Source organism: Saccharibacillus deserti (assembly GCF_013618475.1).
Taxonomy (GTDB): Bacteria; Bacillota; Bacilli; order Paenibacillales; family Paenibacillaceae; genus Saccharibacillus; species Saccharibacillus deserti.
Genome location: NZ_JABJVN010000003.1, coordinates 145,025 through 167,559 on the forward strand (window position 1 = coordinate 145,025; position 22,535 = coordinate 167,559).

15 protein-coding genes are annotated in these 22,535 nt (G+C 61.0%); 6 read left to right on the forward strand and 9 right to left on the reverse strand.

Features of this window, described 5'->3' with window-relative positions:
- Positions 1-66 precede the first annotated feature (66 nt).
- Positions 67-918, forward strand: a complete 852-nt coding sequence (locus HOP44_RS10950; protein WP_172253223.1) for an AraC family transcriptional regulator — start codon at positions 67-69, stop codon at positions 916-918.
- Between the two features lie 237 nt (positions 919-1,155).
- Positions 1,156-2,433 (forward strand): hypothetical protein, encoded by a 1,278-nt coding sequence (locus HOP44_RS10955; RefSeq protein WP_172253224.1) that lies wholly within the window; start codon positions 1,156-1,158, stop codon positions 2,431-2,433.
- Positions 2,434-2,858: 425 nt separating this feature from the next.
- Here HOP44_RS10955 and HOP44_RS10960 read toward each other — a convergent pair whose 3' ends face one another.
- From HOP44_RS10960 to kdpF, 6 genes are all read right to left on the reverse strand, one after another.
- Positions 2,859-3,461, reverse strand: a complete 603-nt coding sequence (locus HOP44_RS10960) for a hypothetical protein (protein ID WP_172253225.1) — start codon at positions 3,459-3,461, stop codon at positions 2,859-2,861.
- A gap of 17 nt (positions 3,462-3,478) precedes the next feature.
- On the reverse strand, positions 3,479-5,824 hold the full coding sequence (locus HOP44_RS10965; protein ID WP_172253226.1) for a universal stress protein: 2,346 nt from the start codon (positions 5,822-5,824) through the stop codon (positions 3,479-3,481).
- A 60-nt stretch (positions 5,825-5,884) separates the two neighbouring features.
- The gene (gene kdpC, locus HOP44_RS10970; protein WP_172253227.1) at positions 5,885-6,451 is read right to left on the reverse strand and encodes a potassium-transporting ATPase subunit KdpC; all 567 of its coding nucleotides are present in this window, start codon (positions 6,449-6,451) and stop codon (positions 5,885-5,887) included.
- A gap of 121 nt (positions 6,452-6,572) precedes the next feature.
- Entirely contained in the window at positions 6,573-8,603 is a 2,031-nt protein-coding gene (gene kdpB, locus HOP44_RS10975; RefSeq protein ID WP_172253228.1) for a potassium-transporting ATPase subunit KdpB, read from the reverse strand.
- A 31-nt stretch (positions 8,604-8,634) separates the two neighbouring features.
- Complete coding sequence (gene kdpA / locus HOP44_RS10980; protein ID WP_216667555.1) at positions 8,635-10,320, reverse strand: potassium-transporting ATPase subunit KdpA; 1,686 nt, start codon at positions 10,318-10,320, stop codon at positions 8,635-8,637.
- 73 nt (positions 10,321-10,393) lie between these two features.
- Positions 10,394-10,474: a K(+)-transporting ATPase subunit F gene (gene kdpF, locus HOP44_RS23255; RefSeq protein WP_172196169.1), complete on the reverse strand. Its 81-nt coding sequence runs from the start codon at positions 10,472-10,474 to the stop codon at positions 10,394-10,396.
- A gap of 488 nt (positions 10,475-10,962) precedes the next feature.
- Between kdpF and HOP44_RS10990 the strand changes: the two genes are divergently transcribed.
- The 4 genes from HOP44_RS10990 (at position 10,963) to HOP44_RS11005 (ending at position 15,946) form a co-directional block, all read left to right on the forward strand.
- A complete protein-coding gene (locus HOP44_RS10990) occupies positions 10,963-13,653 on the forward strand; it encodes an ATP-binding protein (protein WP_172253229.1) in 2,691 nt (896 codons plus the stop codon).
- Positions 13,643-14,347 (forward strand): response regulator, encoded by a 705-nt coding sequence (locus tag HOP44_RS10995; protein ID WP_172253230.1) that lies wholly within the window; start codon positions 13,643-13,645, stop codon positions 14,345-14,347. The genes HOP44_RS10990 and HOP44_RS10995 overlap by 11 nt, the downstream gene beginning before the upstream one ends.
- 57 nt (positions 14,348-14,404) lie before the next feature.
- Positions 14,405-14,866 carry an Lrp/AsnC family transcriptional regulator gene (locus HOP44_RS11000; RefSeq protein ID WP_172253231.1) on the forward strand — a complete coding sequence of 154 codons (462 nt, stop codon included), beginning with the start codon at positions 14,405-14,407 and terminating at the stop codon, positions 14,864-14,866.
- Between the two features lie 246 nt (positions 14,867-15,112).
- Entirely contained in the window at positions 15,113-15,946 is an 834-nt protein-coding gene (locus HOP44_RS11005; protein ID WP_172253234.1) for an endonuclease/exonuclease/phosphatase family protein, read from the forward strand.
- A gap of 219 nt (positions 15,947-16,165) precedes the next feature.
- Here the strand turns inward: HOP44_RS11005 and HOP44_RS11010 are convergent, their stop codons facing one another.
- The 3 genes from HOP44_RS11010 to HOP44_RS11020 all read right to left on the reverse strand — a co-directional run bounded on the left by HOP44_RS11010 (position 16,166) and on the right by HOP44_RS11020 (position 22,366).
- Positions 16,166-16,606, reverse strand: a complete 441-nt coding sequence (locus tag HOP44_RS11010) for a GNAT family N-acetyltransferase (protein WP_172253236.1) — start codon at positions 16,604-16,606, stop codon at positions 16,166-16,168.
- Between the two features lie 403 nt (positions 16,607-17,009).
- A complete protein-coding gene (locus tag HOP44_RS11015; RefSeq protein WP_172253238.1) occupies positions 17,010-20,294 on the reverse strand; it encodes a DEAD/DEAH box helicase in 3,285 nt (1,094 codons plus the stop codon).
- Positions 20,291-22,366 (reverse strand): SWIM zinc finger family protein, encoded by a 2,076-nt coding sequence (locus tag HOP44_RS11020; RefSeq protein ID WP_172253240.1) that lies wholly within the window; start codon positions 22,364-22,366, stop codon positions 20,291-20,293. Before HOP44_RS11020 ends, HOP44_RS11015 begins: the two co-directional genes overlap by 4 nt.
- Positions 22,367-22,535 lie beyond the last annotated feature (169 nt).

A 22,535-nucleotide genomic window follows, 5' to 3' on the forward strand; every position in this document is an offset into this window, starting at 1 on the left:
TCGTTGTGAAAGTGGACGATTTTTGCTATTATGCAGCTACTTAAGCAGAAGAACGGAGGCACGGCGATGAAAGCTTTTCACGAAAACCGGATCTATGGCAGCGGTCTGCCGGTCCAGATCTCGACCGTACGCAATATCAATTTTCTGGCGCATTGGCATCACGATGTGGAGTTTATCTACGTGAGCGAAGGTTCGCTTCAGGTCGGAATCAACTCCGGAACGCGAACGCTGCGGGCGGGCGAATTCGCTTTTTGCGGCAGCGGAGATATTCATTATTATGACAGCGGCCGAAGCGAGTCGGAGATTATTCTGGTCGTGTTCAACCCCCGGCTGATCGGCAGCACGGCAGGTTGGCCGGAAGAAGGGGTGGTCCGCTCGCCGTTTATTCCGTATTCGGAAACGGGCGTCCCGTCCGCGTTCGAACGGGAAGCGCTGGAGGAATTGGCCGGCGTAATGAAGCGGATCGAAGCGGAAGGAGCGGAAGGGCGGGAGCAGTCGGATGCGGTAATCACCGGGCTGCTTCATATGCTGTGCGGGTTGGCGCTGCGCTATGCGTCGGCGGCGGCACCGGACAGCAGACGGAGCGCCCGTTCGGCCGCCCATCTCAAGGTGACGCAGGAACTGCTGGATTATCTCGACCGAAACTGCACGCTGCCGCTTACTCTTCAAGACGGAGCGGAGCGGGCGCGGATGAGCGTGTTTCATTTTTCCCGGTTTTTCAAGAATGTGACCGGCATGAACTACAATACCTATCTCAACGAGCTGCGGATCGGCCGCGCCGAGCGGATGATCGTCGGCACCGACGCCAAGCTGATCGATATTGCGCTGGAATGCGGATTCGGCAATGTGCGGACGTTCAACCGGGTGTTTCGGCAGCTGCGGGGAGGCGCTCCATCGGAGCTGAGAAGAAAAAAATAAAAGAAATCCTTTTTTTTAAGACGTTTGTGTGATGAAAATCGTCTAGTAAAGAGAAGGCTGTGATAGGAGGGGATAAAACGGCGGCAGATGCGTTCCCCCAAAACTTTTTTAAATTATTTTTCTTTTTTTCCGAACTGTGCGTACGAGTTAATTGTCTCCATTTAAGTAAATATAAGTTATTTCCCTCTGTCGGATGTTCAAGTTTCACGAAAATACCCTATTCAAGGAGGAAACAACATGAAAAAGTCTTTTAAACCCGCAATGCTGAGCATGGCCGTCGCACTGGGAATTACCGGAGTCGGTGCGGGAGGAGCCTATGCCGCGCAGCCGGCAAGCGAATTGGATTGGTCGTACAAAGTTCCGGCGAACCTGGATCTCGACAGCGGGTTCCGGTTTGGTACATTTGCGGGCGACAATCTGTATTTCTGGGCGGTCAAAGGAAACAAGTCGCATATCGTGCAGTCTTTCGATCAAGACAATGGCGGCAAGGACAACTGGACTTACGATTTCAGAGGCAGCTCGGAAATCCTGACGAGCAGCGGGCAGGTCCTGCATGACAAAGACGGCAATTCATACTTCCTGAGAAAAAAAGACAAGGATAAGCAGTATAAGCTGGAAGTGGTCAATGCCGAAGGCAAACTCAAATGGGAAACCTCTCTGGGAGGCGGAGACGTCAAGCAGTTTCAAATTCTGGATAACGACAGCCTTGTCGTTACCGATATCGCCTACCCGAAAAATGCGGAAGTCGTACAAACTTTCTCCATCTTCGACAAAAATGGCAAGCTGAAAAGCACGAAGAAAGTGAAAGCTTCGGAAATCCATAACGAAGGTGCCCTGATCAGCCTGCTTCCCAACGGGCAAGTGCTGGCTCAAGGCCCGAAAATCCAATTGTTCCGAAGCTTGAACGATCTGAAAAAACCCGTGCTGGAACATCAAATGCCTAAATGGACCACGATCGGCCTTAACGGGCGATCCGTTGATTTCGGTCCGGCCGTCTTCTCGTTAAGCGGAGGTCAAACGCTGATCCAGTTCGATAAATCGGATATGAGCGCGGTCGAGATCAAAGAAGGCGCTCAGGAAATCGATCCGAAGCTGATCAAGCGCAGCAAATCGCTGGTTCTGTTCGATGCCCAAGGCGTCAAGAAGTGGGAGCGCGAGCTGTCGACAAAAGCCGCATTTGTACCGACCGGAGACGGATTCGTGCTGCAAAGCGGAAACAAGCTTGAGCTGTACGGAGCCGACAACAAGCTGAGAACGGGCAAAGACTTCGAAGGCGAAGACCTGTGGCTGGCCAAAGCGAAAACGACGGACGAAATCGTGCTGACCAGCGAAAAAGCCGGGACGTTCAAAGCTCTCGATCCCAAAGATCTGAGCGTCAAATACGAACTCGACATGAACGAAGAATCGCCGGCACAAGCAACCTATTCGTTCCTGTACGAAGGCGGCGGCGAGCTGTATGTGCATGCGACGGACGGCAATGTGAACAAGACGGTGTCGCATTATACGCTGAAATAATCCCGAAAAAACAAAGAGTTTAGGAAAAAATTTCTGTTTCTGCGAACGATTCCGCCAAGCCGGTCGTCCCTTCTGTGAAATAGGGCCGCTCCAAGCGGAGAAGTCACCGTAACGAGCAAAAAAGACGGCAAGTTCCACGCACTGGACGCCAAAACCTTAAGCAAGGTGCATGAAGTCGATAGGAATGCCGATGCGGAGCGCGTTAGAGGGGACTCCTTCTGCTACGCCGGCAAAGGCGAACTGTATGTGCACCGGAAAGGCGCCGGGAACACGGTGTCGCGATATACGTTGAAATAAAGAAACGGATTGTATACGTCCTAAGCCAGGAGAACGAACGAAAGGAAAAGACAAAGAGCCTGCGTTTGAAGCAGGCTCTTTGTCTTTTCCTATAAAAAAGTTGCGGATATTCCGTATTCCCGCAGTTGTCAAAACCACGAGCAGTACGAGTCCGCCCGGTCCATCAGGTCGGACGAAGCAGGCCGTCCGATCACGGCGGAAGTGCGCGCCGCCCGGACGAGGGCCTCCGGCGTCAAGCGAACAGCCGCATGCTGCGACCGTCCGCCGCCCTGGGCGCGGCTGTCCGCAGCCGGACCGCCGGGCGCGTCGGAGCCTTGCGCCGAAGCCCGGGCGGCCAGGCCGCCCAGCATTCCGGCCGCGCCGAGGCCGAGCAGCAGGCGCGCGCCGGACCGTCGCGCTTCCCGCGCGGCGAGCAGATCGGCCAGTGTGCGCGCAGCCAGCGCGTACTGCGCGGGGTGCCGCTCTCGCGCGCCCCAGCGGTCGGCCGCGATCGCGGCCGCCGCTTCTTCCGGCGCCAAGCCGCGCAGGCGCCGCAGACAGGCGCTCCACCGGACCGGGTCGGCGGGAGCGAAGCCTTCGGATAGCAGGCAGGCGCCGCAGCCGGCGGTTTCTCCGCAGGACAGCTTCAGCAGGCCGTATCGGCGAACGATCCTGCGCGGCTCTTTCGCCCCGGCTTCTTCGGCAAGGTCAAACGCAAACAGTTCGATCCCGGACAATCCGCCTTCGTTCATTCTGGGATGCGCCTCCTTTATTCTTCCCGTTTCACCTGCGCCGCTTGGTCGAACCGCGCCACCACCAGCAGGTCCATATGCCGGGCCGTGCGCAGCAGGCGGCGGGTCAGTGAACCGAACAGCAAACGGTAAGCGGCGGGCCGCCGGGTCTGGCCGACGATAAGCTGCGTGCAGCGCCGGGCGTCGGCGCGCATCAGCAGTTCTTCGTGCAGCCGGCGCGCAGGCACCCGCTGACCGAGATCGAACTGTCCGCCGAGCCGCCGGGTCAGCCGCTGAAGCTGCTCGATCCGCTCCTTTTCCCGGGCTTCGGGGCAGACTCCGTCCGGGATGTAGCAGACGTGCCACGAAGCCTTGAGCCGGTAGGCGATCCGGAAACCGCGCCGGATCAGCCGTTCGGCGTTATCGCTCAGCGTGATCGCCACGAAGATGACTTCCTCGCGCCGCCAGGGACCGCGCAGCGAAGCGCTGCGTTCCCACGATTCCAGCCGTTCGTCCACATCGTCCGCGATTTCGCGCAGCGCCAGTTCCCGAAGCGCGATCAGATTGCCCGTTTTGAAAAAGTTCCCCAGCGCCTGGTCCACTTTTTCCCGGGCATAGATTCGTCCTTCCCGCATCCGCTCCTGCAGCGCTTTGGGCGTAACGTCGATCAATTCGACTTCGTCGGCGAGGCGCAGGATAGAGTCGGGCACCGTTTCCCGCACACGCACGCCGGTCAGCTGCTCGACGTTGTCGTTCAGGCTTTCCAGATGCTGCACGTTCATGGTGGAGATGACGGAGATGCCGGCGTTCAGAAGGCGGATGACGTCTTCATAGCGCTTTTTGTTAAGACTGCCGGGAACGTTCGTATGCGCCAGTTCGTCGACGAGCACCACTTCGGGGTTGCGGGCGATAATCGCATCCGCGTCCATTTCTTCGAGCTGGGCGCCTTTGTAGGAGAAGACGAACCGGGGCACTTGTTCCAACTCGCCGACCTGGGCCTGCGTCTCGCGCCGTCCGTGCGTTTCGAGCAGACCGACGACGACATCGATGTTTTTTTTGCGCAAAATATTGCCTTCCCGCAGCATGGTGTACGTCTTGCCTACACCCGGAGCGGCGCCGATGTACACTTTGAACCGGCCGCGCTTGAGCGCCTCGATCCGCCTTCCGGCCTGTTCTTCGCTGAGACGGCGGTAAGGACCGGCGGGATCGCCGAGCGGTTCTTTGCGTTTGGTCGGCAGAATCCGCTCGCCGCCGCCGGCGGTCCGATCCGCGACAACGAACACGTCCGCGTTGCACATCCGCTTGACCATTTCCGCCACGATCGAACCTTTCCAAAATTCCTGGGCCCGCGTCTGGTTCGAGTGTCCGATCACAATGCGGGAGACGTTCTGTTCCAGCGCAAGACGGACGAGCGTGGGCGGAATCTCGCGGCGCGAGCCGATCTTGATCTCATGCAGCGTAGCCCCGATCTTCTCGCACAGCTTGCGGATCGATCGGCGGAATTCTTCGCGTTCCGGCCCGAGCCGGTCACCCGCGTTGACGAACGTGACGACCGACAGCTCGCCGCCGAGCCGCTGCGCGATCTGCTGTCCCCGGCGGATATGGATCGAACCGTTCCAATGGTATTGGGCGGACACCAGAATATGTTCCGAAGTGCCCGAGGCGCCGGTATACCCTTGTTCGTCGCGGTATTTGAGCAGGCTTCCGTTGACGCCTTCGGCTACGAGCCGAAGCGTCAGTTCGCGCAGGACGCCGATATTGCCGCGGCTGAGCCGCGTCTTGTCCGGCATATTCGTGAGCAGTCCGTCTTCGATCCGCGCCAGCAGCGCTTCCGGCGTGACGTCGATCAACCTCACCTCGTCCGCAAGCTCCAGCGTGTCGGACGGGACCGTTTCCTTGACGTCGATCCCGATCAGTCTGCGAGCCATCTCGGTCACGCCCTGCAGTTCGTAGACGTTGACGGTGGCGATTACGCTGATCCCTTGGGCCAACAGGAACCGGATATCGTCCAGCCGCGAACCGTTCGGAGCGCCGGGGCGGTTGCGGTGCGCGAGTCCGTCGGTCAGCAGTACTTCCGGATTCCGCTTCAAAATGGCGTCCAGATCGAGGTCTTTGCGTTCGGTGCCGTCTTGGGTAGTCCAATGGATGCTCGGAATACGCTCCAGTCCTTCAAGCTGCTCGATCGTTTCCGGCCGGCGCATGGTCGATACGGCGCACAGGGCGACGTCGACCCCCTGGGACTTGAGCGTCTGTCCGTCCCGGAGCATATGGTACGTCTTGCCGGAGCCGGACACGGCTCCGATGATAATCTTCAGCCGGCCGTTGTAGAGAGCATGGATCGACTCCAGAATCTCCTCCGGCGATTTGCGTTTGAAGTCGGGCATAAGGGCTCTTCCTTCCGATTGATCCTTGAAGCTTGCGCCTGTGCGAGTGGGGTCGAAGGATTAACGGGCCGCCTGAACATCCAGATTCAGCTCCAGTACGTTGACGGCGGGTTCGCCGAACAGGCCCAGCGAACGGCCCTGCGTATGCCGTTCGATCATCTGCATAAGCTTGTCCGCCGCGATTCCGGTTGCCGCGCTGATGCGCGGAACCTGCGCTTCGGCGGAAGCCGGGCTGATCTGCGGATCGAGGCCCGAACCGGAATTGGTTACGAGGTCGATCGGCAGTCCGGACACGGGCACGTCGGGATTCTCGCTCTGCCAGGCAGAGACCGATTCCTGCGTGCGCAGCAGCAGATCCGAATTGGACGGCGCGTAGTTCGGAGAACCGGAACCGTTCGCGTCGTAGTCGATACTCGACACGCGGCCGTGGAAGTAGCCGGGATCGGTGAAGCTTTGGCCGATCAACCGCGAGCCGACGACCTGTCCTTGGGCATCCTCGATCAGGCTGCCGTTGGCCTTGTCCGGCGCGGCGGCCTGGGCGACGGCCCAGACGGCGACGTTATAGACCAGGCAGCACATGATAGCCACGGAAAAAGTAGTGCGCAGCGTCACCCATATGATTCGCATAAAAGGTATCCTCCAATTGATGGGGCGGGCGCCGAAAGTCCGTTAAAGGATAGAAAACGGATGTCGGCCGAACCGCCGTTTTTGATGGTTTCGTCGATTTCGATTACTCGATTTTATTGGTTTAGATAAATACCTGGACGACCAGGTCGATCAGCTTGATTCCGACAAAAGGTACGAGGACGCCGCCGAAACCGTAGATGAGCAGGTTTTTGCCGAGCAGGCGGCTTGTGCTCATCGGCTTGTAGGCCACGCCCCGCATCGCCAGCGGGATCAGCATCGGGATGATGACCGCGTTGAAGATCAGCGCCGACAGGATCGCCGACAGCGGGGAATCGAGCCGCATGATATTGAGGGTCTGCATCTGCGGAACCGCCAGCATGAACATGGCCGGAATGATCGCAAAATATTTGGCGACGTCGTTGGCAATACTGAAAGTGGTCAGCGCGCCGCGCGTCATAAGCAGCTGCTTGCCGATCGCGACCACTTCGATGATCTTCGACGGGTCGGAATCCAGATCGACCATATTGGCCGCTTCCTTGGCGGCGACGGTCCCGCTGTTCATGGCGATGCCGACATCGGCTTGGGCCAGAGCGGGCGCATCGTTCGTGCCGTCGCCGGTCATGGCGACGAGCTTGCCTTCGGCCTGCTCGCGGCGGATCACGGCAATCTTGTCTTCCGGCGTGCTCTCGGCAATAAAATCGTCCACGCCCGCTTCGCGGGCAATGGTGGCGGCGGTCAGCGGATTGTCGCCGGTACACATGATGGTCTTGATGCCCATGCGGCGCATCTGTTCGAACCGATCGCGCATGCCGGGCTTGACCGTGTCCTTGAGGTAGATCAGACCGTAGATCTTCTCGTCGACGGCGACGGCAAGCGGCGTACCGCCGGCGGTCGCGATCGCGGCGCTGCTTGTTTCAAGGTCGCTTGGAATCGTGCCGCCCTGCGAGAGTACCCACTGTTTGACGGAGTCGACCGCGCCTTTGCGGACTTTGCGCCCGTCCGCCAAGTCGATGCCGCTCATTCTTGTCTCGGCTTTGAATTCGATAAACTCGCCGCCTTCGGCCAGCTCTTCGTCGTAGAGGAATCCGTTCTTTTTCATCAGTTCCAGTACCGAGCGGCCTTCCGGCGTCTCGTCGCGCAGCGAACTGACCGAAGCCCAGTACGCCGTCTCGTCTTCGCGGCTGCCCTGAACGGCGACGAATTCGCTCGCCATCCGGTTGCCGAACGTGATCGTGCCCGTTTTGTCGAGAATGATCGTATTGATATCGCCGGACGCTTCGACCGCTTTGCCGGACATGGCGAGCACGTTGAACTGGGTCACCCGGTCCATGCCCGCGATGCCGATCGCGGACAGCAGTCCGCCGATCGTGGTCGGAATCAGGCAGACGAGCAGGGCGATCAGGATCGGGATTTCCATTTGGATGCCGAGGAAGTCCGACAGGAACGGCAGCGTGACGACGACGATCAGGAAGATCAGCGTCAGGCTGACGAGTACCGTGTTCAGCGCGATTTCGTTCGGCGTCTTCTGGCGCTTCGCACCTTCGACGAGCGAGATCATCCGATCGAGGAACGATTCGCCGGGATCGGCGGTGATCCGTACTTTGATCTTGTCGCTGACCACTTTGGTGCCGCCGGTAACGGAGCTGAAATCGCCGCCCGCCTCCTTGATGACCGGAGCGGATTCGCCGGTGATCGCCGATTCGTCGACGGAAGCGAGGCCTTCCACGACTTCGCCGTCGCCCGGAATCATTTCGCCGGTCGAGACGACGACGAAATCGCCTTTGCGCAGCTCGGAAGCCGGTACAACCTTGACCGCACCGCCGCTGGATACTTTATTGGCCGCGACGTCCTGCTTGGTTTTTTTGAGCGAATCGGCCTGGGCTTTGCCGCGGCCTTCGGCCAGCGCTTCGGCGAAGTTGGCGAACAGCAGCGTCAGCAGCAGAATGATCGAAGTGACGATGTTGAACCAGCGCGGAACGGTACCGCCGAACGCGTCCGGCACGAAGCACAGCAGCAGCGTGACCAGAAATCCGATCTCGACGACGAACATGACCGGGTTGCGCAGCATGATGCGCGGATCTAGCTTGACGAACGACTGCCGCAGGGCGGCGCTTGCGATCTCCCCGCTCAGCATGGTCTTTTTCTTATCCATAAATCAGCGTCTCCATTTCTAAGTAAGAGGTTTACAGCGTCAGCTGTTCGGCGATTGGGCCGAGTACGAGGGCGGGGAAGAACGTCAGCGCGCCGACGATCAGCACGACGCCGACGAAGACGGCTCCGAACATCGCGGTGTCGGTACGGAACGTGCCGGACGATTCCGGAATCCGCTTCTTGGCTGCCAGCGAACCGGCGACCGCAAGCAGCGTCACCATCGAGAGATACCGGCCGAGGAACATGACGATACCGGTCGAGATATTCCAGAATGCGTTTGCGTCGCCCAATCCTTCGAAGCCCGAACCGTTGTTGGCCGCCGCCGAAGTGAACTCGTACAGCGCCTGCGTCAGACCGTGGAATCCGGGATTCGAGATCGTCTCCGGATGGGTGGCCAGCGCGATGGCCGTCGGCACCAGGATCAGGAACGGCTGGATCAGCAGGGTAACCGCGATCAGCTTCATTTCTTTGCCTTCGATCTTGCGTCCGAGGAATTCCGGGGTGCGTCCGACCATCAGGCCGGACAGGAACACGGCGATGATCGCGTACATCAGCGCATTGACGAAGCCTACGCCCATGCCGCCGAATACCGTGTTGAGCATCATGTTGGCCAGCGGAACAAGTCCGCCGATCGGCGTCAGCGTATCGTGCATCGTATTGACGGCTCCGGTCTCGGCCGCCGTCGTAATGACGGAGTAGAAAGCCGACTGCGCTTCGCCGAGCCGCACTTCCTTGCCTTCCATCGAACCCTGGCTGTGGTCGATGCCCAGCGCGTTCAGTGCCGGATTGCCCGCGCTTTCGGCCGTGAGCGACACGGTCGTCATCACGAGCAGCAGCATGAACATGGAGAGAAACAGCACGCGGCCCTGTTTGACCGAACCGGCCATTTTGCCGTAAGCGAACGGCAGGGCGGAGGTCACGAGCAGCATGAGCAGGATTTGCAGCAGATTGCTGAGTCCGTTCGGATTCTCGAACGGATGCGCCGAGTTGACGCCGAGGAAACCGCCGCCGTTATTGCCCAATTCCTTGATCGCAAGGAACGAGGCGACCGGTCCGCGGGCAATCGTCTGCTGCGCACCTTCGAGTGTCGAGGCCGCTGCGGCCGGTTCGAACGTCTGCGGAACGCCCGTGAAGACGAACAGCAGCGCCGAGACGAAAGCAACCGGCAGCAGCACGCGGGTCAGGCCGCGGATCAGATCGGCGAAAAAGTTCCCGGCCGCTCTGCCCGTCAAGCCGCGAATGAAGGCCATGACAAGCGCAAGGCCGGTGGCCGGCGAGACGAACATGGCGAATACGAGCACGCTGATCTGCGACAGGTAGGAGACGCCGCTCTCGCCGCTGTAATGCTGCAGATCGGTATTGGCCATGAAGCTGATCGCGGTGTTGAACGCGAGCGTCGGTTCCATGTTCGCGATGCCGGCCGGATTCAGCGGCAACAGTCCCTGGAAGCGGAGCACCAGGTAGACGAGCAGGATCATGACGGCATTGCTTGCGATCAGCGAGACCGCGTACGTTTTCCAACTTTGATTCTCTTCGCGAATGCCGCTCACTTTATAGATGAGCCGCTCGAACGGTCCGTAGATCCGGTTCAGCCGGTTGGGGCCGTAATCGAATGCCGCGGCCAGGTACAGGCCGACCGGCTTCGCCAGCGCCAAGGCGATCAGCAGCGTGACGGCGATTGCGAGGATGCTGATAGTAGTCACAAAACTTCCCTCCATCTGATGGGTCGGCCGCGTACGGCCGACGAACAATTTCGATTCTTGCGCATGCCGGTTTGCCGGATGCGGCGGTTCAGAACTTTTCCGGGTTAATCAGGGCGTAGCCCAGATACAGGAACAGCAGGGCGACGATGCAGGCGAGCAGTACGATCATCGTTCTTCACGTCCTTCCCGGGTGATTCGCCCGGACCAGGCGGAGAGGCCCAGCGCCGCCAGGGTCATTACAGCGACGAGAGCGAGCATCAAGATGTCGGTCATGGATTCAACCTTCCTTTGGGTTCAGGATATCGGGCCGCGGGCGCCGGCTTTCCCGGCCGGGGCGCCCGGTTCGGACTCGCGATTCATGTTCCGTATCGTAGTCCTGCCGCGTCGCTCTGTAAAACGGATAAAAATCTAAAAAAGATCGTTGAAGGCTTCTGGAGAGGTTTTCGAAGATAAAAAAGGTGATATAATCGGTTTAACTCCCGTATTCGTCCGTTTATTCGCTTTATTGTCCATTTTTACGCTTTTTTTACACCTTTTCTCCAGATCTTTATGCCTTTTTTACGGGGTAGGGAACCGCCGATTTGACCACTGCCCTGCCGCATGTCTTATACTTGAAGGAGAAGGAAATGCAGGCCTTGGGCCGACGGGAGAGCAAATGTGGGGGACTTGGACAAGAAAGGGCTTCGCAGAGGCCGATTGACGCTGTTTATGGGAGCGGCACCCGGGTCGGGCAAGACTCAGGCCATGCTGCGGGCGGCTGCGCGGGAAGCGGCCTCCGGCGCATCGGTAAGCTGCGCGGTTTCCGGAGCGGAAGCGCAGTACCCCGATACGCAGGCGCTGCTGCGGGAGGCGGGTCTTCCGGATGCGCCGCAGCGCGGGGGCGACCTGGATGTGGAGACGCTGCTGGACGACAAGCCGGGGCTTGTCGTCGTGGATCGGCTGGAAGCGCGCAATTCCAAACGGGCGCTGCGCGTCAAGAGGTATATGGATGTGGAGACGCTGCTGCTGAACGGAATCGACGTCTACGCCGCGCTGAATATCGGTCATGTGGAAAGTCTGAACGCATTGGCGAGCCGGATCTGCGGGCGTCTCCTGACGGAAACGGTGCCCGATGCGTTCGTCGAACAGGCGGATGTGCTGCGGATCGCGGATGCGCCGCCGGAAGAAATGAAGCGCCGCAGTATCGCGCCTCCCTGCGGGGAAGAAGAACTGTTCGCGCTTCGGGAAATGCTGTTTCGTTTCGCGGCCGAGCGGATGGACAGCCGGCTCGACGCTTACCTGCACGGCCGCGAGGGCGATTCGCCGGAGCCGTGGCCCGTGGCGGAGAAAGTCATGGTTGCGGTAGGAAGCGGCCCGTCGACGGCTGAACTGCTGCGGATCGGACGCCGGACCGCCGCGGCGCTCAAAACGTCGTGGATCGCGGTCTACGTGAAAAAGCCCGAGCGGCCCCTCGGCTTATCTTCTTCCCTTCAAGGCGACCCCGAGCGCAACTTGAGGCTTGCCGAAGAATTGGGCGCGGAAGTATTCGTACGCGACGGACGCAGCGTGAGCGGAGAACTGCTGCATTTCGCGGAACGCCAGCATATCCGGCAGATCATCGTCGGAGAAACGCTGAGGCCGCGCTTCGGGCTGCGGCTGCGCCGGACGCTCGCCGAAGAGCTGCTTCGAGGCAGCCGGGGCATCCAGATCCGCGTCGTGCCGGCAGCCGCGAACGCGGAACCGCCGCAGACGGACCGGCGGAGAACGAAGCTTCCGCCCGGCGGGCGGCCCGGCTGGGCGCCCTACGTGCTGATCACGCTGATGACGGCGCTGATGACCGCGATTATGCTCCGGTACGCGCCGATGCTGGAGATCGTGAACATCGCGCTGATCTATCTGTTTCCGGTGCTGCTGTTCGCGGTATACGGAGGGCTGGGTCCGTCGCTGTTTGCGGCCGGAGCGAGCGTGCTGGCGCTCGATTTTTTCTTCGTCGCGCCGCAGCTGAGTTTTACCGTGTCGGATCTGCGTTATCTGATCTCGTTCGGCGTCTATCTGTCGGTGGCTGCGCTGACGTCGAGCCTTGCCGGCCGGCTCAAACAGCAGCTGCTGCAGGCGCGTCAGCGCGAAGAGCACACGGCTTCGCTGTACGCGTTCAGCCGCCAGATCGGAGCGGTCTCCGACGTCTCTTCCCTGCTGGACGGCATGACGCGCCAGCTGTCGCAGACGATCGGGGCCGAGACGTCCGTCTATTTGCCGGACGAGGACGGCCGTCTGCGCCGCGTGCACGCTTCGGCGGGCTTCTCCGACCACGGAGACGGCGAAGAACGCGCCCGGGAAGAAGAAGTGGTAGCGGGGATGGTCTTCGAAGACGGGGAAGCCGCCGGTCGGGGATCGGATACGCTGCGCGAACTGCCGGGCCGCTACATGCCGCTGCGGACCGAAGCGCGGACATACGGCGTGCTGGCCGTGCGGCTGCCCAAGCAGGGCGGAAACGGCACTTCGCTGACCGGCGAACAGCAGCGGCTGCTCGAAGCGCTGTGCGACCTGGCGGCTGCGGCCATTGCCCGGTTCAAGCTGGCCGAAGAAGCCAGACTGGCGCATCTGACGGCCGAATCGGAACGTCTGCGTACCGCCATTCTGGATTCGGTGTCGCACGAGCTGCGGACGCCGCTTGCGACGATCGTCGGCTCGGCGACGGGATTGCTCGACAACGACGACCTTTTTTCGCGGGAAGACCGGATGGAACTGCTTACGACGATCCGGGGCGGCGCGATGCGCATGAACTGGCTCGTGCAGAATCTGCTGGGCATGGTGCGGCTGGAGAGCGGCATGCTGACGCTGCGCCGGGAATGGTGCGACGTGCAGGATCTGATCGGGGTGGCGCTCTCGCAAATTCGCGATATTCGCGGAAGCCGGCAGCTGTCGCTGCGTATTCCGGACGACCTTCCGATGGTGCGGGGCGACGAAGTGCTGCTGGAGCAGGTGCTCGGCAACGTCCTCGGCAATGCGATCAAATACGGCCCGGACGGCAGCACGATCGGCATCGAAGCGCGGACGCAGGGCGGCATGCTGATCCTGTCCGTTTCGGACGAAGGACCGGGGATTCCGGAAGGAGAGCGGCAGCGGATTTTCGAGAAATTTTACCGGTCCGATTCGACCAGGCATGTCGCGGGAACGGGCCTGGGTCTGGCGATCTGCAAAGGCATCGTCGATCTGCACGAAGGTACGATATCCGCGGAGCCAAGAACGGACGGCAGAGCCGGGACGATCGTCGCGATTCGGCTGCCTGCCGCGGCTGCGCCGAAACTGCCGGATGCGGAGCATGACTTTCGGCCCGGCTCAGAGAGGGGAATGAGCGATGACGAATGAGAACGGAGCGGGGACGCGCATCCTGATCGTGGACGACGAACCCCAGATCCGCAAGCTGCTTCGGGTGACGCTGGCGGCGCACGGTTATGCGGTGCATGAAGCGGGAACGGGGGAAGAAGGCGTGCTGCAGGCGTCGATGCATGCTCCCGAGCTGATCGTCTTGGATCTGGGTCTGCCGGACCTGGCCGGGATGCAGGTATTGGAACGCATCCGGGAATGGTCGGGCGTTCCGGTCATCGTGCTTACGGCCAAAGACCGGGAAGAAGACAAGATCGCCGCGCTGGATGCGGGAGCCGACGATTACGTAACCAAGCCGTTCGGGATGGGCGAGCTGGTCGCGCGGATCCGCGTCGCGCTGCGCCATACGGTCAAGTCGGCGGAGGAGCCGGTTATTCGCAGCGGAAACCTGGCAATCGACCTGGCGCAGCGGATCGTCGAGCTGAACGGCGAACGAATCAAGCTGACGCCGACCGAATACGACCTGCTCAAGGCGCTGGCGTCCCATGCGGGCAAAGTCGTGACCCAGCGCCAGCTGCTGCAGCAGGTATGGGGCAGCCGGCACGACGAAGGCGACAGCCATTATCTGCGGATCTACATTGGGCATCTGCGCAAGAAGCTGGAGGAAGACCCGTCCCAGCCGGAGCTGATCGTAACTGAACCGGGAGTCGGATACCGTTTTCTTATCCGGGAATGATATGCTAGAGAAACGTTTCACCGCTTAAATTAGCAATACGGAATAGGGTGATGGGGCTTGGACGCTTTGGATGTAAAGATTCTGAGATTGCTGCAGCAAAATGCACGCATGAACGTAACTTCTCTGTCGAACGAATTGTCGCTGAGCCGTCCGAGTGTAGCCGAAAGGCTGCACCGGCTCGAAGAACGCGGAGTCATTGAAGGGTACACCGCAAGAGTATCGCCGCAGGCAGTCGGTCGGGATACCCAGTTGGTGATCCAGATTGCCGATCTGCGCGTAACCCCGCAGCAGTTTGAGCAGTGGGCGCAGACCCAGGAAGACATTGTCGAGTGCCATCGGGTAACGGGGCATGCCAGTCACTTTATCCAGGCTGCCGTTGTCGGTACGCCGGGCCTGCGCGAGCTGGTCGACCGGCTGATGGACTTCGGTACCGTGCAGACTTCCGTCGTGCTGTCGTCGCCGGTCGCTTATCGGCCGATGCTTCCGCCGGATGCTTCGCAGATTGAACAAAGCCGTTAGGATTCAATGGGAATAGGTAGAAAGATGTGCCGCAGGACTGCGAAAAAACCGGCAGCCGCGTTTCGGGAATACCGTTCTGTTCAAGAATCGGAATTCTTCAAAACGCGCGCTGCCGGTTTTTTGCGCTGCGGTTTTCTTTTTATCCGCAGTCATGCGTTTGCCGGATCTTTCCGGCCTTGGGGAAACGGTATGATACACTAATAGAGTCGAAACGATACGGAACACTTGAGAATGCGGGGGATCGCGATGAAATTGCTGACATTGAATGCCCATTCGTGGCACGAAGAGAACCAGTTGGAGAAGATCGGCCAACTGGCCGAATTTATCGAGCGGCGGGGATTCGATGCCGTCGCGCTGCAGGAAATCAACCAGCCTATGAACGGTGCGCCGGCCTCCGGCCCGCTCATGGAGCGGTACACGGAAGGAGAAGAAGGCGTGGTCATTCGCGAAGGGCATTTTGTGCTGGCGATTCTGGAACGCCTGACGACCCCTTATTACTGGACCTGGATTCCGGCGCACGCCACATTCGGACGCTACGACGAAGGGCTGGCCGTACTGAGCCGGATGCCGATCACGGAAGCGTTCTGTGCCCGGGTATCGGCGCTGGAAGAGTACGATAATCATAAGACCCGGCGTCTGCTTGTCGTGCGGACGTCGGAGCAGGCGCAGGCGGACCGGCCGTTCTGGCTGGCAAGCGGACACTACGGCTGGTGGAACGACGGGATCGAACCTTTCCGCGGGCAGTGGGACCGGACAGAAGAAGTTCTGGCGGAACTTCGGGCCGGCAGCGAACCGCTGTATCTGCTCGGCGATCTGAACAACGTGGCGCAGATCCGCGGCGAAGGCTACGATTACGTCATGGAGCGCGGCTGGTGCGACCTGCACACGGCGGCCGCGGAAAAGGATGAAGGCTCGACCGTGCTCAAAGCGATCGCCGGCTGGTCCGACAACGAACGCCCGCTGCGGATCGACTATATCCTGTCGAGCGCTCCGGTCGCCGCGAAGAAGTCTGAAGTCGTACTGGATGGGCGAAACGGCCCGGTGGTATCGGATCATTTCGGGGTGGCGGCGGAACTGTAAGGAATCCGGCCCGGAGGAGCGAAAGGCGGCTTCGGGGAGAATCGGACTGCCGTAGTGTTTTCCGGCCGGCGCTTCCGATTTACGGCATCATCAGTCTCGAACAAAAAAGCCCCCGGCAGTGGACAAGAATCCGCGATGCCGGGGGTTTTTGGCGTAATCAAAAACGGAGTGCAGGTCGATCCGATCCCGATTCGACCCCGCAAGGGGCCGTGGCTTCGGTCAGGCTTTCGGCCGGCTCGGCCGGTACATCCCGACCGAAGCCGGGGCCGTGTCGATAAAACCGAAATGACGGTACAGCGCGTCGGCCGGCGTATCGGCGATCAGGCTGACGAACGAGCCGGGAGGCACGTTGTCTTCCAGATACCGCTCGATTTCCGCCATGACGCGTCGGCCGAGGCCGCGGCGCTGCATGGACGGGTGAACGACGATATCGGAGACGATATAGGCGCAGCCGCCGTCGCCGAGTACGCGTCCCATCCCGACAAGCCGGCCGCTTTTTTCGCGCAGGGTGACGGCAAACAGGGAATTGGGCAGGCCGTTTCGTGCCGCTTCCGGCGTTCGGGTGCTCATGCCCGCCGCGACGCGAAGTTCGATATATTCGTCGGGCTGGGGAACCTCGTACGCGAGGATGGGTTCAGACAGATGTTCCGATTGAGTCATGGGATAAGGCTCCTTATGTCGGGATTGGGCTAAAGATCGGCAGACAGGTACGGGAATGAATAGGGATAAGGAATCGTTCAGCCAAGAGCCGAGAGATCCGTAAAAGTTGTCGGGATGAACGCTTTTTCAGGGAAATTCGATCCGGTACGCAAAAAAGTGATCATTTTGCTCGCATTTTTGCCGATTTCCTTAATGTTTGAACTTTTTCGAGCGAAAAATTGATCAAAACGACAACATTTCGTATGAAAAAGACATTCTAACCTGAAAATGTGGTCGAAATGCACACATTTGCGAATTCGGGCCGGGCGGATACGAATCGGCGGATCAAGAAACGTAAGCGCTTGGCTGGATAATCCGCCGCAGGGCTTTTTTTCGCAGTATAGCCGGTTGTTCGCAGCCCCGGTCAGCCCTGACGCAGCGTGAACAGATCGCGCAGCGCGTTGTCGGACAGCTCGGTGATCCAGCCTTCGGAGCCGGCGATGACGCTGTCGCTGAGCTGCTGCTTGCTCTCCAGCATATCGTCGATCCGCTCTTCCAGCGTGCCGATCGAGATGAACTTGTGGACCTGGACATCCTTGGTCTGGCCCATCCGGTACGCCCGGTCGGTCGCCTGGTTCTCGACGGCCGGGTTCCACCAGCGGTCGACGTGGAAGACGTGGTTGGCCGCCGTAAGGTTGAGGCCGACGCCGCCCGCTTTAAGCGATAGGATGAAGACGGCCGTCGTCTCGCCGGCGGGCTGATCCTGAGCCTGAAACTGCTCGATCATGCGCTCGCGCATCGTTCTTGGCGTGCTGCCGTTCAGATAGAGCACGTTCTCGCCGAGTTCTTCGCTCAGGACGCGCTGCATCATTTCGCCCATGCCGATGTACTGGGTGAAGATCAGGCAGCGTTCGCCTTCGGCCCGCAGTTCTTTGACCATGGCTACGAGCCGCGACAGCTTGGCCGACTGCTCGATCAGCGTATCGAGATCCGGCGCTTCTTCCGGCTCGGAAGCGGTCGATTCGCCCGCGGTCAGCGCGGGATGGTCGCACAGCCGCTTGAGCTGCGTCAGCGCGGAGAGGATCGCGCCTTTGCGCTTCATGCCTTCAAGCTGCGGCATTTCTTTGAGCAGCTGCTTGACGACCTGCTCGTACAGGACGCTCTGCTCCGGGGTGAGATGGATATACGTCTTCATCTCGTTTTTCTCCGGCAGATCGAGCTGGATATTCGGGTCTTTCTTTTTGCGGCGCAGCATGAACGGCTTGACCAGCTTCTGCAGCTCGCCGATTTTTTCTTCGTTTTGCTCTTTCTCGATCGGATTGGCAAACCGGTCCTGGAACGCTTTGGGCCCGCCGAGATAGCCGGGCACCATGAAGTCGTAGATCGACCACAGCTCGGACAGCCGGTTCTCGATCGGCGTGCCGGTCAGCGCGATCTTGTGCAGCGCGCGGAAGCTGCGGATCGCGGTGGACTGTTTGGTCTGCGCGTTCTTGATCGTCTGGGCTTCGTCGAGGCAGATGGTCAGCCAGTTGAAGCCGCGCAGCAGATCCTGGTCGAGCGCGGACGTCGCGTAGGACGTCAGGATGACGTCGGCGTCCGAAGCCGCCGCGGCGAACGCTTCGCCGGTCCGGCGTCCGCTGCCGTAGTGCAGCATGACGCGAAGTTCCGGCGCGAAGCGGGCGATCTCCTTCTGCCAGTTGCCCAGCAGGGACGTCGGGCAGATGATCAGGGAGGCTTCGAGCGGATAGGAACCCGGACGGATGATGCCATCGTCCTTAGGGAGCCAGCCGGAAGCGGCCGGCCCGGCCGAAGCGGAGCGCGGCTGCGCCGCGCCGGTGCCGCGAACTTCTGCGGCGGACGGCGTCCGGGCATCCGCATAGGCGCCGGAAGCCGCCGTGCCGGACGCTTCGCGTCCCGGCGGCTGCCCCGCTGCGGCCGGTGTGCCGCCGCGCGGCGAACGTCCGGCCGCGAATTCCGCGGCGCGGCTCTCTTTGACATGCAGCAGATAGGCGATCAGCTGCACGGTCTTGCCGAGGCCCATATCGTCGGCCAGGCAGGCGCCGAGGCCAAGCCGGCGCAGGAAAGCCAGCCAGCCGAAGCCTTCGCGCTGGTAGTTCCGCAGCTGCGCGTGCAGCCCTTTGGGCAGATCGATCTCCGGCCAGGCGTCTTTTTGGCCGAGCTGGTCGATCAGCGACGCCAAATGGCCGGTCAGCTGCACTTCGATCTCCAGCCGCGCGTTCGCGTCGGCTTTGGCGCGTTCTTCCGCTTCGCCGTCTTCTTCGGCTTTTTTGAGCAGCTGCAGCTGAAGGATATCCTGGAACGACAAGCCGCGGGACTTGTCCAGCCCGTTCATGGCGCGGCTGATCTGCGTCAGCAGCACCGGGTCGAGCGCGACCCATTCGCCGCGGAACTGCACGAGCCGCTCGTTGCGGGCTGCAAGTTCCAGATATTCTTCTTCGCTGAATTCCGCGTCGCCGATCGCGATGCGCCAATCGAAGTTCAGGACGGAATCGAGTCCGAAGACGGACTTGCCGCCCTTCTTCTTCTCGTCGCCGCCTTCTTCTTCCTTGACCCGCGCCTTGAGCTTGGGCTTCTTCTTGCTCGCCGCCTGCCACCAGGCCGGCAGCAGCACCCGCCATCCGGCGTCCAGCAGCCGCGGGCTGTCCTTCGTCAGGAACTGCCAGGCTTCCGGCCCGCTCATCGTGCGGCACAGAATATCCGGACCCGGTGCCACGCGCGGCGTCGGCAGACCGGTCCGCAGGCTCTTGAGCCATTCCGCGCTTCGTTCGCGCACATATTTCTCCCAGGCCGAAGGCCATTTGCCGGCCGCAAGGCCCGAATCCGAGAGGGTGATCGGGACGAGCGACGTCTCGTCTTTCTTGCCTTGGAGGGCCAGTTCCAGCCTCCAGTTGGCCTGATCTTCGTCCGGTTCGAGGAACCGGACGACCGGACGCATCGGCATGGCGTCTTCGCGCCAGCCGACCGCGATCAGCCACGCGTCTTCGTCCAGTCCGGCCGCCGAAGCGCCGCGGTCGAACAGCTTCGGATGCTCGCGGCGCAGATCGAGCGCCGCCTGTTCCGAACCGTAGCGGCGCTGGAATACGGCCGCCGAATAGGCGGCGCGCAGCCCGGCCATGAACGATTCCTCGGCTTCGGCTTCTTCCTCGCCCCGTCCGCCGAACATCGCTTCTTCATAAGCTTCTTCGCTGCTCATTCCTTTGCGGGTTTCGCGTTCTCCCGCTTCGGCGCCCGCGGCGCGGATTCTGCCCCGGTCGAGCGCGGCCAATACCGAAGCGGGCCCGCGTTCCTTGAGCATATGCCGGTCCCATTTCCACTGCAATTTGCCCGAGCGGTACGCGCCGAAGTCCGGTTTGTACGCCCGCTTCGCGATACTTGCGGCAAGCGCGGGCGCGCTTTGCGCCAGCAGCTCCGCATCGCCTTCGAAGGTCCAGTCGACATGCTTCAGCAGCGGCCGGTCCGCGAAGAACGACAGCACCATTTCCGCCGGCAGCAGCACCAGATCCATCTCGCCGCTGCTCTGGATCGTAAGTTCCGTGCCGTAGAACGATTCTTCGTGGCGGGCAAACAGCAGCTGTTTGAAATACAGCCCCGGCACGGCGCCGTAAGTCGGTTTGGTTCCGTAGAGCAGGGCATCGCCGTATTCGCTCAGCACGGCATGTACGGTAACGGTCTCCATCACTGCGTTCATAGCATCAATTTTCCTTTCTTCAATTCTTCCTGAAGCGCCCGCAGCCGTCCGTACCGGGCGTTGAACGACTCCATAAAAGCATTCCAGCGGTCTTCGCGCTTCATTTTCCGATACAGTTTCTCCAGCCGTTTGAGCAGGCGGACCGCGCCTTTGTAGCCGTCCCGGCTGCGCTGTTCGACCAGCCGCTCGGCGGCCTGATGGTAGAACGGCAGCAGCAGTTCCGGCGCGTTCTTCTCGATCGGAGCGAGGTCCGAGACCTTGAAGCCCGACGGCTCCGCTCCGGTCGAGAGCTGATAGTCCATCCAGCCTTCCCAATTGCCCCGTTCCAGCAGCTTGGCTTCATAGAGGGAGGAAGCGTGCGGCAGCATCCCCCGCAGCGAGGCCCACATGCGGCCTTCGGCATCCGGCAGATGTTCGGCCGCCCGGTCCCAGAGTCTTCCGTAGTCCGTGAGGTTGGCGCGGGCGCGTTCCAGCAGCGGTCCGAACGTCTCCAGCCAGTCCGCCAGCCGCTCCCATTCGCCTGCGCGCGCGGGAGGGGAGAGGAAGTCCGGCAGTTTTTTGGGCGAAAAATACGGCTTGTCCGCCGCTTCTTCCAGCAGCTTTCTCGCGCGGTCATCCTGGCCGAGACAGAAGCGGCTCCAGGCATTGGCTCCGAGCCAGGACTGCCGGTTGAGCGCGCGTCCGAGTTCCCGTTCCTCGTCCATCAGATACTGCAGTTCGGATTCGTAAAAGTCGCGGCGTTCTTCCGCCAACCGGCGGAGCTGCTCCGGATCGGTCTCCGGCTGAGTTGCCGGCGCGCGAGTATCCGCCGAACTTTCGGAACTGTCCGAATCGGCTGCCGTGTCCGAATGCCCGGCGTGATCCAGCGCAAACAAATCGGGCATTTCCACTGCCGGTTCGGAAGGTCTGCCGCCTGCGGTTTCGTCCCTGCCCGATTGAACGTGGAGTTCCGCTTCCGGCGCGGCCCAGCGTGTCAGCAGCCGATAGTAGCAGGTCGAGAACAGATCCTGTTCGCGGCCTTCGGTCAGCATCTGCTTGCGTACGAAATGCAGCGTCTCGCCGAGACGTTCGCGCACCTGGGGGTCGTCCCGGTCCGGAAGAGGAGCGGACAGAATCCGTTCCATGCCGGATGCGGTCTCGGACACGGCCAGATGCGCGAAATAGCCGGGCGTGGACAGGCCGGAACCGGTCGGCGCGCTCAGGGTCCGCAGCACGAACAGATGCGCGTTCAAGCGGTACAGCGCTTCGATGCCGGGTTGGAACGGCGGCATTTCCGCGAAGACGAGCTGGAGCGTCAGTTCCGCAAACTTCGGGTTGCGGGTACGTCCGGACAGCGAAGAAGCGGCTTCTTCGAAGCGCCGGTTCCAGGTCGAAATGCCGGATGCGGCAAGCAGGGCGGCTTCTTCAATACCCGGCTTTTTGGCGGACAGGCTGCCGGCCGGGTTCTCCGCCGCATCTCCCGGCACAAAGTCCGGCCGCCCCGGTGCGCTTGAAGCGGCTCGATCCGCGGCCGGGTCGCCGTCGATGCCGCCCGGGCTTCGCCTTGGCGGCATCGACGGCGCGGCGTTTGGCGTCCGTCCGCCGTCTGCGGATTCGGCGGCCGATGAATCGATCGACGCACGGCCCGCCGCGCCGCCACTGCTGCCTTTTCCTTCGGTATCCGCCACACGGGCGTCGCCGCCTTCCGCCAAGCCCGTGCCCGAAGCCGCCTCTTCCGCTTCCCGTTTGGCTTTGGACGCCGAAGCGCTGGCATTCGCCAGCGCCGATACGGGCCGGCCGCGCAGGCGGGCCAGCTTCATCAGGGCGGCGGCCATATGCCGGCACGGTTTGCGGTCTTTGCAGTCGCAGCTTCCGCCTCCGGGGGAATCGAGCGCCAGGTCGACCCGGCATAGGGCCGCCCCTTCTTTGACTTCGGCTTCAAGACGCCGGTCTTCGGAGAGGGCAAGCTGCTCGATACTGCCCATGCGCTCGTATTGAAAGCCTCTTTTTAACGTCAGGTCGTCGAAAGCTTCCGCAACGCCCTGAACGAGATTATTCCATTGTTCGTCGGTGAACGTCGTGTTCGCATCCATGCCGTAATCGTCTCCCGTAAATGTACTGTTTTTATCGTCCGCCTATTATAACACGGGGGAGCGAACGTCTGTACCCCGGAGAATATAACGTTTGGCGTAGATGTAACCGAATCGTCGAAATAAATCCGCTGCAAGCGTATGCAATATATTGCATGTGCGAAAGAGGAAG

Bases quoted from the DNA above. Each gene is read 5' to 3' on its own strand.
- kdpC (WP_172253227.1), bottom strand. From the start codon at position 6,451: ATGCGAATCATATGGGTGACGCTGCGCACTACTTTTTCCGTGGCTATC.
- HOP44_RS10995 (WP_172253230.1), top strand. From the start codon at position 13,643: ATGACGAATGAGAACGGAGCGGGGACGCGCATCCTGATCGTGGACGAC.
- HOP44_RS10950 (WP_172253223.1), top strand. From the start codon at position 67: ATGAAAGCTTTTCACGAAAACCGGATCTATGGCAGCGGTCTGCCGGTC.
- HOP44_RS10960 (WP_172253225.1), bottom strand. From the start codon at position 3,461: ATGAACGAAGGCGGATTGTCCGGGATCGAACTGTTTGCGTTTGACCTT.
- kdpF (WP_172196169.1), bottom strand. From the start codon at position 10,474: ATGATCGTACTGCTCGCCTGCATCGTCGCCCTGCTGTTCCTGTATCTG.
- HOP44_RS11005 (WP_172253234.1), top strand. From the start codon at position 15,113: ATGAAATTGCTGACATTGAATGCCCATTCGTGGCACGAAGAGAACCAG.
- HOP44_RS11015 (WP_172253238.1), bottom strand. From the start codon at position 20,294: ATGAACGCAGTGATGGAGACCGTTACCGTACATGCCGTGCTGAGCGAA.
- HOP44_RS10965 (WP_172253226.1), bottom strand. From the start codon at position 5,824: ATGCCCGACTTCAAACGCAAATCGCCGGAGGAGATTCTGGAGTCGATC.
- HOP44_RS11010 (WP_172253236.1), bottom strand. From the start codon at position 16,606: ATGACTCAATCGGAACATCTGTCTGAACCCATCCTCGCGTACGAGGTT.
- kdpB (WP_172253228.1), bottom strand. From the start codon at position 8,603: ATGGATAAGAAAAAGACCATGCTGAGCGGGGAGATCGCAAGCGCCGCC.
- kdpA (WP_216667555.1), bottom strand. From the start codon at position 10,320: ATGGAGGGAAGTTTTGTGACTACTATCAGCATCCTCGCAATCGCCGTC.
- HOP44_RS10955 (WP_172253224.1), top strand. From the start codon at position 1,156: ATGAAAAAGTCTTTTAAACCCGCAATGCTGAGCATGGCCGTCGCACTG.
- HOP44_RS11020 (WP_172253240.1), bottom strand. From the start codon at position 22,366: ATGGATGCGAACACGACGTTCACCGACGAACAATGGAATAATCTCGTT.